This window comes from Comamonas odontotermitis (genome assembly GCF_040396735.1).
Lineage (GTDB): Bacteria > Pseudomonadota > Gammaproteobacteria > Burkholderiales > Burkholderiaceae_C > Comamonas > Comamonas odontotermitis_C.
Genome location: NZ_JBEBNZ010000023.1, coordinates 1 through 14633, shown reverse-complemented (window position 1 = coordinate 14633; position 14633 = coordinate 1). Strand labels below are relative to the sequence as shown.

Below are 14633 nucleotides of genomic sequence, written 5' to 3'. Positions count from 1 at the left end.
CATGGCATGGCTGTCGCCTTGGGTGCACCAGGGCTTGGCACCTTGAGAACTATCAGAAATTTACTCTGCCGTTGCCCCCGACTGCTTGACCGCCCGGCCCCACTCCACCATCTCGCTCGCCACAAAGCGATCCATCTCTGCGGGCGTGGTGGGAGCAGGCTCCGAGCCTCGGTCGCGGATGAACTTCTGCATATCGGCGCTGCGCAGGATGGCCACGGTTTCCTCATTCAGCCTGTCCACAACGGCCTGCGGCGTGCTTTTGGGGGCCATCAGGCCCAGCCAGCCCACGGCTTCAAAACCCTTGAACTCGGGCAGGCCGGATTCTGCGATCGTAGGCACATCCGGCAGCTGGCTTGACCGCGTTGCCGACGTCACCCCCAGTGGCACGGCCTTGCCTGCCTGGATATTGGCAAGCGCGGCGGTGACCGAGTCCACCATCAGCGGCACCTGGTTGCCCAGAAAATCAGCCTGCGCCGGGCCACTGCCCTTGTAGGGAATGTGCTCCAGCTGCAATTTGGCGCGCGCCTTCACCATTTCTGCGCTCAGGTGCTGGGTACCCCCGATGCCGGCACTGGCGTAGCTGAGCTTGCCCGGCTCGGCACGGGCCCTGGCCACCAGGTCATTCATGGTCTTGATGCCGGTGGCCGGGTTGGCCAGAAAGACCAGGGGCACCTTGGCAACCAGCGTGATGCCGACCAGGTCGACGCGCGGGTCAAAGTTCACCTTTTTGTACAGCGTCTGGTTCACCGCCATGGCGCTGCCGGCCACCAGCAGGGTGTAGCCATCGGGGGCACTGCGCACCACCTGCTCGGTACCGATATTGCTGCCGGCACCGGCCTTGTTTTCCACCACCAGCGGCTGGCCGAGCTTCTGGCCCAACTTCTCCGCGAGGGCTCGGGCGAAGATATCGGTTGCCTGGCCAGGCGGAAACGGCACGATGAGCTTGATCGGTTTGTCCGGATAGGCCGCCAATGCGGGCGAGGCGCCCGTCGCCAGCATGGCAACGGCAAGCAGGGATGCAGAGGGGCGCAGGCGCGTAAAGGCGGTGGGCTTTTTCATGGTGCGTGTCTCCAGTGGCCAATAGGCAAGGAAGGCCGCATCCCAATGACTGGGCAACAGAGAGAGGAAATGCAGCGGTATGCTCGAAACGACCCTGATCTTCGCCGATCCTCTGCACTCGCACCCAAGAGTCCTGTCTCCTAGATAACGACAGGCACCCTATCTGTACCATGTCTTTGTCTGCCGCAGAGGATGGATCAATCGAAAATTGACCAGCAGCGTGTTTCCGCCATGTGCAAAATGCTGTTGTTTGGGTGTTGGACGCTGGTTGTATCCCGGATGGGTTCTTTGCGCACCACTCAGGTCACCCCCGCAGCGTTACGGCAGCAGTGATGAGCCGTGAATGGGTGCCTCAGCAACAACTTTCCGGCCTGTGATTTTCCTGCCCCGGCCAAGCGGACTTGTTACCTCAGGAGGCGATCAAAGAGGAGCGGACGTCGTGGCGGCCTGCAAGCTCAGACCCGCTGGTGACAACGATCTTGAACTCGCCCACTGCAACGCGGTCACCGGCATACAGAACCTGCCGCTTGACGCGCACGCCGTTCACAAACGTGCCATTGGCGCTGTCATGGTCTTCCACCGTCAGAATACCCAGGTAGTAGGTGAAGGCACCATGGTCACGGCTTACGCTGGGATCTTCCAGGACAATTCGGCAGCTTTGGCCTCGGCCGATCAACGTACTTCCCTTTCCCAGCGTGAGGGAGCCTGGAGAAACCCGGGAGCGTGAACTGATCTGGATTTTGGGAAGCATGTTAAAACCTCTATCAAGCAATCAAAGCCAATAGCATGACCTCAGAGGTGCTAACACGTTCAGATAAATGGACCTGCGGTCGAATACGAAGCCTGAGATGCATGGAAAGTGCAGAAGCACAACAATGCGGGGCCTATAGCACCAAAGGTTGCGTCGGCAACTCTTCAATAAGAAACTGAACGTAATTGTCCGACAATCCGGTGGTTTTGATTGAGAACAATAGCAAACGCGCCCATGCGGCCCGTTCGATCGGCAGCGGCTCATCGCATCTCAGTAACCTCTTATCAAAAGCACGCAAAGCCTGACTGTTGCCAGTGGCGAGCCTGCAGCACAAAGGCGCGCTGCAGGCCTACGGCAACAGGATTTCTCTCTGCCTAGCAGCGTTGCCTATACCGTGCCTTCAGTTTCAGCCACAACAGCCATAAAAAAGGCAGCCCGAAGGCTGCCCTCGCACCAAAGCAAATCCGCAGATTTACTTGCGGGCTGGCGGAACGTCCGTGCAGGTGCCGTGCGCCACTTCTGCCGCCATGCCGATGCTTTCGCCCAGCGTGGGGTGTGGATGGATGGTCTTGCCGATGTCCACGGTATCTGCACCCATTTCGATGGCCAGGGCGATTTCACCAATCATGTCGCCAGCATGCGTGCCGACGATGCCACCGCCCAGAATCCTGCCGTGGCCATGGGCCTCTGGCGAATCATCAAACAGCAGCTTGGTGAAGCCTTCGTCGCGGCCATTGGCAATGGCGCGGCCCGAGGCTGCCCAGGGAAACAGGCCCTTCTTGACCTTGATGCCCTGTGCCTTGGCCTGGTCCTCGGTCAGACCCACCCACGCCACTTCGGGGTCGGTATAGGCCACGCTCGGGATCACGCGGGCATTGAAGGCGGCTGAGGCCAGCTCCTTGTTGCCCTGCAGTTCACCGGCGATGACTTCGGCAGCCACGTGCGCTTCATGCACGGCCTTGTGTGCCAGCATGGGCTGACCCACGATGTCGCCGATCGCGAAGATGTTGGGCACGTTGGTGCGCATCTGGATGTCGACATTGATGAAACCACGGTCAGTGACGGACACGCCAGCGGCTTCGGCGCCGATCTTCTTGCCATTGGGTGTGCGGCCCACGGCCTGCAGCACTAGGTCGTACACCTGGGGCTCGGGCACGGTAACGCCGTCCTTGGCGGGCTCGAAGCTGACCTTGATGCCTTCGGGCGTGGCCTCGGCACCCACGGTCTTGGTGTTGACCATGATGTTGTCAAAGCGCGGCGCATTCATTTTCTGCCAGACCTTGACCAGATCGCGGTCGGCGCCCTGCATCAGGCCGTCCATCATTTCCACCACATCCAGGCGTGCGCCCAGCGTGCTGTAGACGGTACCCATTTCCAGGCCGATGATGCCACCGCCCAGAATCAGCATGCGCTTGGGCACGCTCTTCAAGGCCAGCGCGCCAGTCGAGTCGACAATGCGTTCGTCCTTGGGCAGGAAAGGCAGATGCACAGCCTCGGAGCCCGCTGCGATGATGGCCTTCTTGAACTGCACGACCTTCTTGGCGCCGGTCTTCTCCTGGGCATCGCCCGAAGTTTCCTGCACTTCGATGTGGTTGGCGCTCACGAAATTGCCATAGCCGCGCACGATGGTGACCTTGCGCATCTTGGCCATGCCTGCGAGGCCGCCGGTCAGCTTGCCGATGACTTTTTCCTTGTGACCACGCAAGGTGTCGATATTGACCTTGGGGGCGCCGCCATAGTCGATGCCCAGCGCAGCGAGGTGGCTGACTTCGTCCATCACGGCTGCCACGTGCAAGAGCGCCTTGGAAGGAATGCAGCCCACGTTCAGGCATACGCCGCCCAGCGTCTTGTAGCGCTCGATCAGAACGACCTTCAGACCCAGGTCTGCCGCTCGGAAAGCGGCAGAGTAGCCGCCAGGGCCACCGCCCAGCACCACCACGTCGCAGTCTTCGTCGACCTGGCCGCTGTAGTTGCTTGCTATTGGAGCAGGAGCAGCAGGCGCTTGCGCTGCGGGCGCTGGAGCTTGTTGTGATGCAGATGCTGCGGGTGCAGTAGCTGGCGCGGCACTGGGAGCGGGGGTCGATGCGGCACCCTCCGCTGCTTCCAGCGACAGGATCACCGAGCCTTCGGCGACCTTGTCGCCGATCTTGACTTTCAGCTCCTTGACCACGCCAGCATGGCTCGACGGAATTTCCATCGAAGCCTTGTCGGACTCGACGGTGATCAGCGACTGGTCCTTGGCAATGGTATCGCCAGGCTTGACCAGCAGCTCGATCACGCCCACTTCAGCGAAATCACCAATGTCGGGGACTTTGATATCTACGATTGCCATAGTGTGCGTCTCCGATTACAGGATGATGCGGCGGTAATCCGCCAGCACCTGGCCCAGATAGGCATTGAAGCGTGCGGCAGAGGCGCCGTCGATGACGCGGTGGTCGTACGACAGCGACAGTGGCAGCATCAGGCGCGGCACGAACTGCTTGCCGTCCCACACCGGCTTGATGGCCGATTTGGACAGGCCCAGGATGGCCACTTCCGGCGCGTTCACGATAGGTGTGAAGTGCGTGCCGCCAATGCCGCCCAGCGACGAGATGGAGATGCAGCCGCCTTGCATGTCGGCCGCGCCCAGCTTGCCGTCGCGCGCCTTCTTGGCCAGCTCGCCCATTTCTGCGCTGATCTGGATGATGCCCTTCTTGTCGGCATCCTTGAGCACCGGCACGACCAGGCCATTGGGCGTGTCAGCGGCAAAGCCAATGTTGAAGTACTGCTTGTAGACGAGCGTATCGCCGTCCAGGCTGGTGTTGAACTCAGGGAATTTCTTGAGTGCAGCAACCAGCGCCTTGATGACGAAGGCCAGCATGGTGACCTTGACGCCGCTCTTCTCGTTCTCCTTGTTGGTGGAGACGCGGAAGGCTTCGAGTTCGGTGATGTCCGCTTCGTCGTTGTTGGTGACGTGCGGGATCATGACCCAGTTGCGGTGCAGGTTGGCGCCCGAGATTTTCTTGATGCGCGACAAGTCCTTGCGCTCCACGGCGCCGAACTTGCTGAAATCCACCTTCGGCCATGGCAGCAGGTCCATGCCTACGCCAGCGCCACCGGCAGGCGCCTTGGCGGCCTGGGCCTTGGTCTGCACGGCACCGGTCATCACCTGCTTGGTGAAGTTCTGCACGTCGTCCGCCGTGATGCGGCCCTTGTTGCCCGAACCCTTGACCTCCTCCAGCGGCACCCCCAGTTCGCGCGCAAACTTGCGCACCGATGGCGACGCGTACGGCAGGCTGCCGGTGGGCGCCACGGTGGGGTTGTGTGCGGGCACGGCGGCAACGGGAGCCGCACTGGCAGGCGCCGCAGATGCAGGCGCCGGTGCGGCGGCCTGAGGAGCTGCCTGCACAGGCGCGGCAGATGCTGCAGGCGCAGCAGCCACGCTTCCTTCCAGAACGGCCACCAGATCGCCTACATTGACCTTGTCGCCGATCTTGACCTTGAGCTCCTTGACCACGCCAGCGGCGGGCGATGGGATTTCCATCGAAGCCTTGTCGGATTCCACGGTGAAGAGCGATTGCTCCTTGGTGACGGTGTCGCCCACCTTCACCAGCAGCTCGATCACGGCCACGTCCTTGAAGTCGCCAATGTCGGGGACATTGACGTTGAGGGGGCCGGAAGCGGCAGGTGCTGCTGCGGGTGCGGGGGCCGGTGCAGCCTGCGCAGGTGCCGCTGCCGGAGCCTGGGCGGCTGCCGCAGGGGCGGCCGCGGCGGGCGCAGGAGCTGCAGCGCCATCCGCTGCTTCCATCTTGATGATGACCGAGCCTTCGGCAACCTTGTCGCCGATCTTGACGAGGATTTCCTTGACCACGCCTGCGTGGCTGGACGGAATCTCCATCGACGCCTTGTCGGACTCGACGGTGATCAGCGACTGGTCCTTGGCGACGGTGTCGCCGGGCTTGACGAGCAGCTCGATCACGCCCACTTCTGCAAAGTCACCAATATCGGGAACTTGAATGTCAATCAATGCCATTGTGTTGTCTCCTGGCGGCTTTAAGCGTAGAGCGGGTTGATCTTGTCGGCGTTGATGCCGTACTTGGCAATCGCATCGGCCACCTTCTGTGCAGGCAGCTTGCCTTCATCGGCCAGCGCCTTCAGGGCTGCCACGACGATGTAGTGGCGGTCGATTTCGAAATGCTCGCGCAGCTTGCGACGGAAGTCCGAGCGGCCAAAGCCGTCGGTGCCCAGCACCTTGAAGCTGCGGCCAGCAGGGATAAACGGACGGATCTGCTCGGCGTACGACTTCATGTAGTCGGTCGAAGCGATCACTGGACCGGTGCTGCCGGCCAGCTCTGCCGTCACGAAAGCCACCTTGGGCGCTTCGGTCGGGTGCAGCATGTTCCAGCGCTCGGCATCCTGGCCGTCGCGGGTGAGTTCGTTGAACGATGGGCAGCTCCACACGTCGGCGGCAATGCCCCAGTCCTGCGCCAGCAGTTCCTGGGCGAAGAAGGATTCACGCAGGATGGTGCCCGAGCCCAGCAGCTGCACGCGCTGCTCGCCCTTGCCACCCGACTTGCACAGGTACATGCCCTTGAGGATCTTTTCCTCGGTGCCGGGCGTCAGGCCTGGCATGGCGTAGTTTTCGTTCAGCAGCGTCAGGTAGTAGAAGACGTTTTCCTGGTTCTGCACCATGCGGCGCAGGCCATCCTGCATGATCACGGCCACTTCGTGGGCAAAGGTCGGGTCGTAGCTGATGCAGTTGGGAATGGTGCCTGCCAGGATGTGGCTGTGGCCGTCTTCGTGCTGCAGGCCTTCGCCGTTCAGCGTGGTGCGGCCCGAGGTGCCGCCCAGCAGGAAGCCGCGCGCCTGCAGATCGCCTGCCGCCCAGGCCAGGTCACCAATGCGCTGGAATCCGAACATCGAGTAATAGATGTAGAACGGAATCATGATGCGGTTGCTGTGGCTGTAGCTGGTTGCTGCTGCAATCCAGCTGGACATGCCGCCCGCTTCGTTGATGCCTTCCTGCAGGATCTGGCCCTTGGTGTCTTCCTTGTAGTACATCACCTGGTCCTTGTCGACCGGGGTGTACTGCTGGCCATGCGGGTTGTAGATGCCGATCTGGCGGAACAGACCTTCCATACCGAAGGTACGGGCCTCGTCCACCAGAATGGGCACCACGCGGGGGCCGACTTCCTTGTCGCGCAGCAGTTGCGTGAGGAAGCGCACATAGGCCTGCGTGGTCGAGATTTCGCGGCCTTCCGGCGTGGGCTCCAGCACGGCCTTGAAGGTGTCGAGCGAAGGCACGGTGAACTGCTCGTCGGCCTTGGCGCGGCGCTGGGGCAGGTAGCCGCCCAGGGCCTTGCGGCGCTCGTGCAGGTACTTCATTTCCGGCGTGTCATCGGCCGGCTTGTAGAACGGCAGGTCGGCGATCTGGCTGTCCGGAATCGGGATGTTGAAACGGTCGCGGAAGGCCTTGATGTCCTCGTCAGCCAGCTTCTTGGTCTGGTGGACATTGTTCTTGCCTTCGCCAACCTTGCCCATGCCAAAGCCCTTGACGGTCTTGACGAGCAGTACAGTGGGCTGACCCTGGTGGTTCTGTGCCGCGTGGAAGGCCGCGTAGACCTTTTGGGAGTCATGGCCGCCGCGCTGCAGGTTCCAGATCTCGTCATCGCTCATGTGTTCAACCATCTTCAGCGTGCGTGGATCGCGGCCAAAGAAGTTCTTGCGGACGTAAGCGCCGTCGTTGGCCTTGAAGGCCTGGTAGTCGCCGTCGTTGCATTCCATCATGATCTTGCGCAGCGCGCCATCGTGATCCTTGGCAAGCAAGGTATCCCAGCCCTTGCCCCAGATCAGCTTGACGACGTTCCAGCCGGCGCCACGGAATTCGCCTTCCAACTCCTGGATGATCTTGCCGTTGCCGCGCACAGGGCCGTCAAGGCGCTGCAGGTTGCAGTTGATGACGAAAACGAGGTTGTCCAGGTTTTCACGCGCGGCCAGGCCGATTGCGCCCAGGGATTCGACTTCGTCCATCTCGCCGTCGCCGCAGAACACCCAGACCTTGCGGTTTTCGGTGTTGGCAATTCCACGGGCGTGCAGGTACTTCAGGAAACGCGCCTGGTAGATCGCCATCAGCGGGCCCAGGCCCATCGAGACAGTGGGGAACTGCCAGAAATCAGGCATCAGCTTGGGGTGCGGATAACTGGAGAGGCCCTTGCCGTCCACTTCCTGGCGGAAGTTCAGCAGTTGCTCTTCGGAGATGCGGCCTTCCAGATAGGCACGGGCATAGATGCCGGGCGAGACGTGGCCCTGGATGTAGAGGCAGTCGCCGCCATGGTTTTCGCTCTCGGCATGCCAGAAATGGTTGAAGCCGGCACCAAACATGCTGGCCAGCGATGCGAAGGAGCCGATGTGGCCGCCCAGGTCGCCGCCTTCGGGCGGGTGGATGCGGTTGGCCTTGACGACCATGGCCATCGCGTTCCAGCGCATGTAGGCGCGCAGGCGCTGTTCGATCTCGAGATTGCCGGGGCTGCGGGCTTCCTGCTCGGGCTCGATGGTATTGACGTAGCCGGTATTGGCAGAAAACGGCAGATCCACGCTGTTCTGGCGTGCATGTTCCAGCAGTTGTTCAATCAGGGAGTGGGCGTATTCCGCGCCTTCGCGATCGATCACTGCGGACAGCGCATCCATCCACTCGCGGGTTTCTAGGTTGTCGGTTCGGGTGGTGCCGTTGACAGGCTTTTGTTCGGATGGCTCGGACATGCTAGGCGTCTCCTTATTGACTGAACTACTACGAATGACTGTGCCAGAGTTTCTCACATTTTTTGAGTATTTCAAATAGCGGTCTTCGTTTTTATATTATGAAAAAATGCTGCAAACGCACAATTGACGGGCGTTTGCGCTGGCACATGTACCACGATACGCCAGTTTCAGACGGTGGTTTGGCTCCCCCTCGTCTACACTCTGGGCCATGAATCCGAATGAGAGTTCCGTCGCCGAAACGGAAAACAGCCGCCCCAGCCTGGTCCAGATGTGGCGCACCTGGTGGAAGGGTTTGTCGCCCGCGCGACAGGATCGCTATGCATCGATTGCCCCGCTGGTGGCGGTGGTGATGTTTTTTATCGCCATCGTTGCGGCCTTCTGGTATCTGCGTATCGAAGAGTTCGAGCGTGAGCGCGAATCCATGCGCCGAGACGTGGAATACGCCCAGCAGCGCATCCGCCTGCGCCTGTCCGAGCGGCAGGAGCAGTTGATGCGCCTGGCGCGCGACGTGGGCAACCAGGACATTGACAAAAACGGCTTCAACGACCGCGCCGACACCATGATCAGCCAGTACGCCGAACTGCAAGCCCTGACCTGGCTGGACGCCAAGCGCCAGGTGCGCGCCACGCAGTTCGGCCCAAGCGTGGCCTCGGAAGACCTGCTGACCGTGGATGAAGTCGTCAGCAAGAAGGAGCTGGTCGACCTGTTCGACATGGCGCGCGACCTGCAGCAGCCGGTGTACTCGCAGCCGCTGTCTACCAAGGGTAGCTCGCCCATGCTGCTGCTGGAAGTGCCCGTCAGCCAGAAGGGGCGTTTTGGCGGTGTGCTGCTGGCGGAGTTTTCCATCGACAACCTGCTGCGCTACGCCACGCCCACGGAAGTACTGGCGCGCTATGCCGTCACGCTCAAGGATGGCAACGGCACCACCATTGCGGGCACCCCGCTTGCCCCGCGCGCGGCGGCCCAGCGTCTGCTGCCCTGGCGCGCCGTTCCCAACGAATACGAGATACCCATCGCCCCGGTGGGCAACAGCCTCAAGCTGCGTGCCCAGGCCTACCACACCTCGCTGGGCCTGGTCAGCAACGGCCTGTTCTGGCTGGTGGGTGTGCTCAGCTTCATGACGGCCTGGCTGCTGCTGGCCACCTGGCGCCACACACGCAAACGCATCCGCACGCAGGAAGCGCTGCAGGGCGAGACCAATTTCCGCCGCGCCATGGAAAACAGCGTGCTGACCGGCATGCGCGCCCTCGATCTGCAGGGCCGCATCACCTACGTGAACGCCGCGTTCTGCCAGATGACCGGCTGGAGCGAGGGCGAGCTGGTGGGCAAGATGCCGCCCTACCCCTATTGGCCCGAAGGCGACCAGAGCACCTACCACGACATGCTGATCGACGAGATGAGCGGCAAGGTCTTTCCTGGTGGTTTTCAGATGCGGGTGCGGCGCAAAAACGGCTCCATGTTCGAGGCGCGGCTCTATGTATCTCCGCTGATCGACGGCCACGGCCGCCAGACGGGCTGGATGACCTCGATGACCGACATCACCGAGCCCAACCGTATCCGCGAACAGCTGTCCGCATCCTATGAGCGCTTCACCATCGTGCTCGAAGCGCTGGATGCATCCGTCTCCGTTGCGCCGCTGGGCAGTGCAGAGCTGCTGTTTGCCAACAAGCTCTACCGCCAGTGGTTCGGCTCGCAGACCGTGGGCCACCTGCAACTGGTGGCGCAGGCCGGTGTGCTGCCCAGCAACAACCATGCATCCACCAGCCTGGACGATGAAGACGGCCTGATGGGCCTGCCCAGCGATGAGATCACCACCGCCGTGGCGGGCAACGCGGAAATCTACATTCCAGAGCTGGGCAAGTGGCTGGAGGTGCGTTCGCGCTACCTCAACTGGGTGGATGGGCGCCTGGCCCAGATGGTGATTGCCACCGATATCACGCAGCGCCGCCTGGCAGAGGAACAGGCCTCTCGCCAGGCCGAGAAAGCTGCTACCGTCAGCCGCCTGGTGACCATGGGCGAGATGGCTTCCAGCGTGGCGCATGAGCTGAACCAGCCTCTGTCGGCCATCAGCAACTACTGCAGCGGCATGGTCTCGCGCATCAAGAACGGCACGCTGAGCGAAGAAGCGCTGCTGGGCGCGCTGGAGAAGACGGCCCACCAGGCGCAGCGCGCCGGACAGGTGATCCACCGCATCCGTGCGTTCGTCAAGCGCAGCGAGCCCAACCACGAACTCGCCGATGTGGCGGAAATCGTCAGCGAGGCGGTAGAGCTCGGCTCCATCGAACTCAAGCGCCACAATGTGCGCCTGTCGCACCATGTGGCTGCTCGGCTGCCCCAGATCCGCGTGGACAGCATCCTGATCGAACAGGTGCTGATCAATCTGATGAAGAACGGTGCCGAGTCGATTGCCAATGCAGACCGCCCGCCGCACCAGCGCATGGTGGAATTGCGGGTGGTGCCCCGCAAGATTGGCGACGCGGATGTGATAGAGTTTTCTGTTCAAGACACCGGGCGCGGCCTGTCACCCGAGGTTCTGGACAGATTGTTCCAGGCGTTCTTCTCTACCAAGAGCGAAGGCATGGGCATTGGCCTGAATCTTTGCCGTTCGATTGTGGAATCGCACCATGGCCGGATGCAGGCCGATAACATCTACAATGGCAACGAGGTGACGGGTTGTAAGTTCAGCTTCTGGATTCCGGTGGCCCGTGCTGCTGAATCTGCTGAATCGCCGGCGCGACAGCAATACTGATAGAAGGAATTGTGCATGAGCTTGATCCCGAAGAAGGGCACGGTATACGTGGTGGATGACGACGAGGCAGTTCGTGATTCGCTGCAATGGCTGCTGGAGGGCAAGGACTACCGCGTACGTTGCTTTGACTCTGCCGAGTCGTTTCTGGCGCGCTACGACCCACGCGAAGTGGCCTGTCTGATCGTGGATATCCGCATGGGCGGCATGAGCGGCCTGGAACTGCAGGATCGCCTGATCGAAAACAAATCCCCGCTGCCAGTCGTCTTCATCACCGGCCACGGCGATGTGCCGATGGCCGTGGACACGATGAAAAAGGGCGCGATGGACTTCATCCAGAAGCCCTTTGACGAAGCCCACCTGGACTCCCTGGTCGAGCGCATGCTGGACAAGGCCCGCGATTCGTTCGCAGGCCACCAGCAGGCCGCCAGCCGCGATGCCCTGCTGGCCAAGCTGACGAGCCGCGAATCGCAGGTGCTCGAGCGCATCGTGGCCGGACGCCTGAACAAGCAGATCGCCGACGACCTGGGCATCAGCATCAAGACCGTTGAGGCGCACCGCGCCAACATCATGGAAAAGCTGGGCGCCAATACCGTGGCCGACCTGCTCAAGATTGCACTGGGATCGCAAGCGCCAGCCAAGGCATCGTGATAAATTAGCGGCCTTCCCGCCCGGACAAAGAACTACGGTTTTTATAGCTATATGCGCTTGTACCGCCTGCGGTACGGCGCATTTTCTTTTGGCATTTTGGATTCAGACATGACCGCTCAACTGATCGATGGCAAGGCCCTCTCCCAACAACTGCGTGCCGATGTGAAGGCACGCGCCGACAAGCTCAAAGCCCGGGGGATCGTGCCCGGCCTTGCCGTCATCCTGGTGGGCGACAACCAGGCCAGCCAGGTCTATGTGCGCAACAAGGTCAAGTCCTGCGAGGAATGCGGCTTTCACTCCGTACTGGAAAAGTACGATGCCAGCATGACCGAGGCCGAGTTGCTCGCCCGCGTCGAAGCGCTCAACAACGACCCAAGCATCCACGGCATCCTGGTGCAGTTGCCCCTGCCCAAGCACATTGATGACCACAAGGTGATCGAAGCCATCTCGCCCAAGAAGGATGTGGACGGCTTTCACGTGGCCAGCGCCGGCGCGCTGATGGTGGGCGAAGTCGGCTTCAAGGCCTGCACGCCCTATGGCTGCATGAAGATGCTCGAATCCATCGGCATGAAGGACTTGCGCGGCAAGCACGCCGTGGTCATCGGCCGCTCCAACATTGTGGGCAAGCCCATGGCCATGATGCTGCTGGCTGCCAATGCCACTGTGACCATCACCCACAGCGGCACGGCCGACCTCGCGGCCATGACACGCCAGGCGGACATCGTGGTCGCCGCCGTAGGCAAGGTGGGCGTGCTGACGGCCGACATGGTCAAGCCCGGTGCCGTGGTCATCGACGTGGGAATGAACCGCGATGCCGATGGCAAGCTGTGTGGCGACGTGGATTTTGACGGCGTCAAGGAAGTGGCGGGCTACATCACCCCCGTACCCGGCGGTGTGGGCCCGATGACCATCACCATGCTCATGGTCAACACGCTGGAGTCGGCCGAGCGCGCCTGAGGCCCGCGTACGGGCCGGGCGGGAGCCCGCCACAGGCCTGTCAAAAACTATTAAAACGATAGCTGCTGGCGTGCTCCCATTGCGCGCCAGCAGCTTTTTTCATGTTCAAATGGCTGGCAATGCCCCGTTCGCCAGCAGTAGTTCAGATATTGCGCCAATAATGCATTGATTGCAGGGCAATACGCCCCATCTAACCAGCACCATGACCAATCCTTTGCTCGACTTCAGCGGTCTGCCCCGCTTTGACCAGGTACAACCCGAACACATTGCACCCGCCATCGACCAGTTGCTGGCCGAGAGCGAAACGGCCCTCAAGACGGTGACGGCGCCGGATTTTCCCGCGCAATGGAGTGAAATCGCCAAGGTGCTGGATGTGACGACCGAGAAGCTCGGCCGCGCCTGGGGCATGGTCGGCCACCTCAATTCGGTGGCCGACACGCCCGAGCTGCGCGCCGCCTACAACGCGGAAATGCCCAAGGTCACCGCGTTCTGGACGCAGCTGGGCTCGGACGAGGCACTGTACGCCAAGTACAAGGCCATCAACCCCGCCACCTTGAATGCAGAACAGAAGCAGGCCTGGGACAACGCCATGCGCAACTTCGTGCTCGGTGGCGCCGAACTGCAGGGCAAGGCGCGCGACGAATATGCTGCACTGCAAGAAAAGAGCGCCCTCGCCTGCCAGAAGTACAGCGAAAACGCCATGGATGCGACCGACCAATTCGCCTACTATGCGGCGCTGGAAGAACTGGATGGTGTACCCCAGGATGTGATTGCTGCAGCCCGGGCGGCTGCCGAAGCCGACGGCAAGGACGGCTACAAGCTGACCCTGAAGATTCCCAGCTACCTGCCCGTGATGCAGTTTGCCAAGAGCAGCGCACTGCGCGAGACGCTCTACCGCGCCTACACCACCCGTGCCAGCGAATTTGGCGATGCCAAGCTCGACAACACGCCGCTGATGGTCGACATCCTGAAAATGCGCGAGCAAGAAGCGCACCTGCTGGGGTACGCCAATTTTGGCGAACTCTCCGTGGCGCCCAAGATGGCCAAGTCATCGCAACAGGTGCTGGACTTCTTGCAGGAACTGGCCAGCAAGGCCAAGCCTTTTGGCGAAAAGGATGTGCAGGATTTGCGCGACTACGCACGTACTGAGTTGGACCTGACTGACCCGCAGGCCTGGGACTGGGGCTATATCGGCGAGCATCTGAAGGAGGCACGCTACGCCTTCAGCGAGCAGGAGCTGAAGCAATACTTCCCAGCCCCCAAGGTGCTGGCAGGGCTGTTTCGCATCGTCGAGACCCTCTTTGGCGTGCAGATCAGGCAGGACTTGGCCCCCGTGTGGAACGATGCAGTGCAGTTCTACCGCATCGAGCGCAATGGCGAACTGGTAGGCCAGTTCTACCTGGACCCGCCCGCACGCAACGGTAAACGCGGCGGCGCATGGATGGATGATGTACGCACCCGCTGGCTGCGGCCTGACAACGGGCAGTTGCAGACGCCCATTGCCCACCTGGTATGCAATTTTGCTGCCGGCGTGGATGGCAAGCCGCCGCTGCTCACACACGATGATGTCATCACCCTCTTCCACGAAACCGGCCATGGCCTGCACCACATGCTCACCCAGGTGAACGAGCGCGATGTCTCAGGCATCAGCGGCGTAGAGTGGGATGCCGTCGAGTTGCCCAGCCAGTTCATGGAAAACTTCTGCTGGGAGTGGGAAGTGCTGCGCCACAT

The 14633-nt window shown here is 61.5% G+C and carries 9 protein-coding genes; 4 read left to right on the top strand and 5 right to left on the bottom strand.

Going from position 1 to position 14633, the window contains the following annotated elements; genetic code table 11:
• Positions 1-60: 60 nt before the first annotated feature.
• From ACH2DG_RS16780 to aceE, 5 genes are all read right to left on the bottom strand, one after another.
• On the bottom strand, positions 61-999 hold the full coding sequence (locus ACH2DG_RS16780) for a tripartite tricarboxylate transporter substrate binding protein (protein ID WP_395027612.1): 939 nt from the start codon (positions 997-999) through the stop codon (positions 61-63).
• 469 nt (positions 1000-1468) lie between these two features.
• Positions 1469-1810 carry an FHA domain-containing protein gene (locus ACH2DG_RS16775; RefSeq protein WP_395027566.1) on the bottom strand — a complete coding sequence of 114 codons (342 nt, stop codon included), beginning with the start codon at positions 1808-1810 and terminating at the stop codon, positions 1469-1471.
• A gap of 472 nt (positions 1811-2282) precedes the next feature.
• Positions 2283-4142, bottom strand: a complete 1860-nt coding sequence (lpdA, locus tag ACH2DG_RS16770) for a dihydrolipoyl dehydrogenase (RefSeq protein ID WP_395027564.1) — start codon at positions 4140-4142, stop codon at positions 2283-2285.
• Positions 4143-4157: 15 nt separating this feature from the next.
• On the bottom strand, positions 4158-5822 hold the full coding sequence (gene aceF, locus ACH2DG_RS16765; protein WP_395027562.1) for a dihydrolipoyllysine-residue acetyltransferase: 1665 nt from the start codon (positions 5820-5822) through the stop codon (positions 4158-4160).
• 20 nt (positions 5823-5842) lie between these two features.
• Positions 5843-8548, bottom strand: a complete 2706-nt coding sequence (gene aceE, locus ACH2DG_RS16760) for a pyruvate dehydrogenase (acetyl-transferring), homodimeric type (RefSeq protein WP_395027561.1) — start codon at positions 8546-8548, stop codon at positions 5843-5845.
• A 208-nt stretch (positions 8549-8756) separates the two neighbouring features.
• Between aceE and ACH2DG_RS16755 the strand changes: the two genes are divergently transcribed.
• The 4 genes from ACH2DG_RS16755 to ACH2DG_RS16740 all read left to right on the top strand — a co-directional run.
• The gene (locus tag ACH2DG_RS16755) at positions 8757-11297 is read left to right on the top strand and encodes a PAS domain S-box protein (RefSeq protein ID WP_395027559.1); all 2541 of its coding nucleotides are present in this window, start codon (positions 8757-8759) and stop codon (positions 11295-11297) included.
• A gap of 15 nt (positions 11298-11312) precedes the next feature.
• Positions 11313-11945 (top strand): response regulator transcription factor, encoded by a 633-nt coding sequence (locus ACH2DG_RS16750; RefSeq protein WP_184709621.1) that lies wholly within the window; start codon positions 11313-11315, stop codon positions 11943-11945.
• Positions 11946-12053: 108 nt separating this feature from the next.
• The gene (gene folD, locus ACH2DG_RS16745; protein WP_395027557.1) at positions 12054-12902 is read left to right on the top strand and encodes a bifunctional methylenetetrahydrofolate dehydrogenase/methenyltetrahydrofolate cyclohydrolase FolD; all 849 of its coding nucleotides are present in this window, start codon (positions 12054-12056) and stop codon (positions 12900-12902) included.
• Between the two features lie 202 nt (positions 12903-13104).
• The coding region (locus ACH2DG_RS16740) for a M3 family metallopeptidase (RefSeq protein WP_395027555.1) at positions 13105-14633 on the top strand (1529 nt) is incomplete at its 3' end.

Bases quoted from the DNA above. Each gene is read 5' to 3' on its own strand.
- ACH2DG_RS16775 (WP_395027566.1), bottom strand. From the start codon at position 1,810: ATGCTTCCCAAAATCCAGATCAGTTCACGCTCCCGGGTTTCTCCAGGC.
- ACH2DG_RS16755 (WP_395027559.1), top strand. From the start codon at position 8,757: ATGAATCCGAATGAGAGTTCCGTCGCCGAAACGGAAAACAGCCGCCCC.
- folD (WP_395027557.1), top strand. From the start codon at position 12,054: ATGACCGCTCAACTGATCGATGGCAAGGCCCTCTCCCAACAACTGCGT.
- lpdA (WP_395027564.1), bottom strand. From the start codon at position 4,142: ATGGCAATCGTAGATATCAAAGTCCCCGACATTGGTGATTTCGCTGAA.
- ACH2DG_RS16750 (WP_184709621.1), top strand. From the start codon at position 11,313: ATGAGCTTGATCCCGAAGAAGGGCACGGTATACGTGGTGGATGACGAC.
- aceF (WP_395027562.1), bottom strand. From the start codon at position 5,822: ATGGCATTGATTGACATTCAAGTTCCCGATATTGGTGACTTTGCAGAA.
- aceE (WP_395027561.1), bottom strand. From the start codon at position 8,548: ATGTCCGAGCCATCCGAACAAAAGCCTGTCAACGGCACCACCCGAACC.
- ACH2DG_RS16780 (WP_395027612.1), bottom strand. From the start codon at position 999: ATGCTGGCGACGGGCGCCTCGCCCGCATTGGCGGCCTATCCGGACAAA.